The organism is Weissella sp. DD23, assembly GCF_001579105.1.
GTDB lineage: Bacteria > Bacillota > Bacilli > Lactobacillales > Lactobacillaceae > Weissella > Weissella cibaria.
On sequence record NZ_KQ970400.1, the window covers coordinates 15,809 to 18,931 of the forward strand.

Sequence of the window (3,123 nt, forward strand, 5' to 3'; positions counted from 1 at the left end):
ACCGCAACTTTTGGACTGCAATGGCATCCCCTGCCAATGTATAGTTAATGTTCGACTGTACAGTTGCGGTTGTTGCTGATTGACTACTTTGCACGCCGTCCGCATGTACAGCCACTGGCGTAGTCGTTCCAATCAAGCCAGCAATCCCAAACGTCACCAATAAACTTGTTTGCCACATCTTCATAGCATTCATCCCCAATTCACACTTTTATTATGTCAATATTATGACGCGTTGTAACATTTCTGACAAATTGAAAGTTAAAATACGTCGCTAAACTAAATTTACGATATACTAAAACTAACTATAAGAAAGGGTTCGTCCATATGATGCCACTTAGTCTATTTATTTTGGCCGCCATCGTCGCGGTAATCGGCATGATTTTTTATAACACAAAATCTGACGCAAAATCTCGTTTCCCTATTTTGATTGGTGTCATTGCAATTGTTGCCGGCTTGTTCTTTGTGCCTAAGCAACAGCTTGAAGCTGGCACAACACCAATTGTTAAAACCATTTTTGGTACCCGCGCTGCCGCAAATTGGCAAGCCAACTGGTCAACCAGTGAACAACAGTCCGGCTGGTTAAAGGTTCAAGTATTAGATAAGCATAACAAGGTTGTCAAAACCATCAAACAGACGAATACCAACGTCATTAATGTCGCCGATATTCCAGATGGTGGCATGGTTAAGGTCAGCGAGACCACCGAAAAATAAATTTACCGCAAAAAGTCCGAAACAAAATGCTGTTTCGGACTTTTCATTTACCGCCAACCAGCCATGACGACAAGTTCAACAAAAATAATGGCCACACCCAGTAATGCAGATAATGTAAACGCTGCTTTTTTGGTCTCACGCCGTTTCAAAATACCCCATAGCACGTAACTCAGCCCCATGACGATATTCAATGCTTCCATATGGTACATATACCCAATCAAAAAGGCTAAGGTACCGATAAACGGTAGGTAATCCACAAATTTTTTCATCATGTTGTCCTTTATTAACGATACAAATTAATTTTCTTTGGTGACGGGGTCGCTAACGCTTGAATCAACATTTCGCGATCATAGTCGACAAAGACGAGTTCTTCTTTTGCACGTGAAACCGCCGTATAGGCTAAGCCATAGTCGGCTGCTTCCATCACGTAAACCTTACGAGCACCACTACCCTGCGACTTGTGAATCGTAATGGCATAGGCCAGCAATAAATCTTGGCGCGCCTGCCAAATCGGTAACTTATACACTTTGCCGGTTGCTGGAATGGTTACTTCCACTTCACCATAGTCACCGGCCATATTACTCTGGCGCAGATTGGTCACCTCACCATATTCACTCGTCGTGTACCCGAATTGATGTGATTGATCATTGTTATAAAACATAACCTTCGCGCCAATAAAGAAACCACCACGGCCATACTTGCCACGCTTCGTAAATGGGATGATGTCGTCCATACCAGCTGATAGGTGATTGAAGAAGTACTCATTAATCTGGGCAACGCGCTGATTGGTATACGCGAGAATCATCGTGTCGTCCAACTCGAGATGCTGCATTTTTTCTTGTAGCATATTCCGGTACGTGTCAGTCTGATACAGCGGTGTTTGTCGCAAGTAATTCGCATCACTTGCTCGGACATGGGCGATAAATTCACGCAATTGCGCATTCCGCGCACGCTGGTTATTTTGGAAAATAAAGCCAGTGCCAAAGGTCCGGAGCATGCCAATCAAATCGCCCGTCACAGATAATGCATCTTCATCTAAACTCACGGGTGGTAACTGCGCGTCATCACCAATCAGGATAAAACGAGTATCCGGACTGAAAAAGGCCAACAATTGTGCCATCATCTCCATGGTCATCATGGATACCTCATCAACGATGACCGTTTTAAACGACTTGAAGGCCTGGGCAGTATCCGTATCAGCGACGACTGATTGCACCGTACCAACCGTCTGGAACCCATTATCAACCAGATTCAACTTGGCTTTGTGGGTTGGTGCCAAGGCCACCACTTGATCCGTCTGCAGAATATTTCCCAAAACAAACGTCTTACCGCTACCACCAACACCTAACAAGGCCACCACCCGGCGTGGCTCATGACGCAACCACTGGATAAAATCCGCCTGTTCACCAAGTGGCTTAAAGTCTACCACTTGTTCGCGGAACGGTAGCACACGATCCGTTGTCGCGGCAATCGCTTTCCGAACTGTCCGTTCAGCTGCTAGTTTCTGCTTCAGGTATAAATATCCAGATGATTCATCGTCATGGATAAAGCCAAACTCTGGTGATTGCATCAACGGCAAAGAACGGAAACGTTGGCGTTCTTGTACTGGCAATACTTCACCAGCTTGTTTAAGCATTACTAAATCATCGACAGCGGCTAAGTGCTTCAAAACTTGACCATCCGTTTGACGACTCTCATCCAAGAGTTGTTCAACGATTGCCTTATTAAACTCCGGTACCTGTAGTAACGCAAAGACCTTGGACAATGCCCATTTCTGTTGGAAATACGCATTTTCCTCCAAGTAATCATTAAAGGCCGACATATAACGAATGTCCGACATCAGTGGCAGATACTTATCATAGTAAGTCCGTGATTCCAGCACAGACGCACTCATATAACCTGGGATATTCGTCCAACGAGGCGTGGTCAAACGTAATTCGTGCCATTCGCGGTCACCTAGCATGGTAATCTGCTGATAACTCAGTCCATCCACGAAAATATAGGCTGATTGGTATTCTTTTTCGGTCGTCATCACGATCGGATTACCGTTCGAAGCCAGTCGATCTAAGCGTACCTGCATGCGCGAATTCAAGACTGGCTTGTCCTCAGCCTGCGTTGCCGCAACTTGCCAGATTTGTTGCTGAATCTTTTCTAAACGCTCATTCTTTAATCCACGTGCAGCCGCCCGTTTAATAAATTTTTGGGCCGTGTCAGCGTCTTCATCTCGTAGCGCTAACTTGGCCAAATAAAAATAAGTATTCGCTATATTCGACTTTGGCGTTGGCCGTTGCCGTACGTACCCGGCTAATACCTCGGCTGAACGGTCATTCTTTTTCAAGGCAAACAACACCCGGCCGTAATAATACGCCACAGCACGATACTGCGGGTCCTGGGCATACAACTTAGCCAACA

Annotated in this window: 3 protein-coding genes and 1 pseudogene; 1 reads left to right on the plus strand and 3 read right to left on the minus strand. The window is 45.3% G+C overall.

Annotated elements, in window-relative coordinates:
- Positions 1 to 184, minus strand: a pseudogene (locus WEIDD23_RS14975) (ADP-ribosylating toxin); the annotation flags it as partial.
- Between the two features lie 140 nt (positions 185 to 324).
- On the opposite strand from WEIDD23_RS14975, the gene WEIDD23_RS11215 reads away from it, so the two are divergent.
- Entirely contained in the window at positions 325 to 711 is a 387-nt protein-coding gene (locus tag WEIDD23_RS11215; RefSeq protein WP_010369668.1) for a hypothetical protein, read from the plus strand.
- A gap of 47 nt (positions 712 to 758) precedes the next feature.
- Here WEIDD23_RS11215 and WEIDD23_RS11220 read toward each other — a convergent pair whose 3' ends face one another.
- A complete protein-coding gene (locus WEIDD23_RS11220; RefSeq protein WP_134658205.1) occupies positions 759 to 983 on the minus strand; it encodes a hypothetical protein in 225 nt (74 codons plus the stop codon).
- An 11-nt stretch (positions 984 to 994) separates the two neighbouring features.
- On the minus strand, positions 995 to 3,123 hold a 2,129-nt coding region (locus WEIDD23_RS11225), incomplete at its 5' end, for a DEAD/DEAH box helicase (RefSeq protein WP_082778344.1).

What these genes read in the sequence shown, in the direction of transcription:
- WEIDD23_RS11215 (WP_010369668.1), top strand. Translation starts at nt 325, where the DNA reads ATGATGCCACTTAGTCTATTTATTTTGGCCGCCATCGTCGCGGTAATC.
- WEIDD23_RS11220 (WP_134658205.1), bottom strand. Translation starts at nt 983, where the DNA reads ATGATGAAAAAATTTGTGGATTACCTACCGTTTATCGGTACCTTAGCC.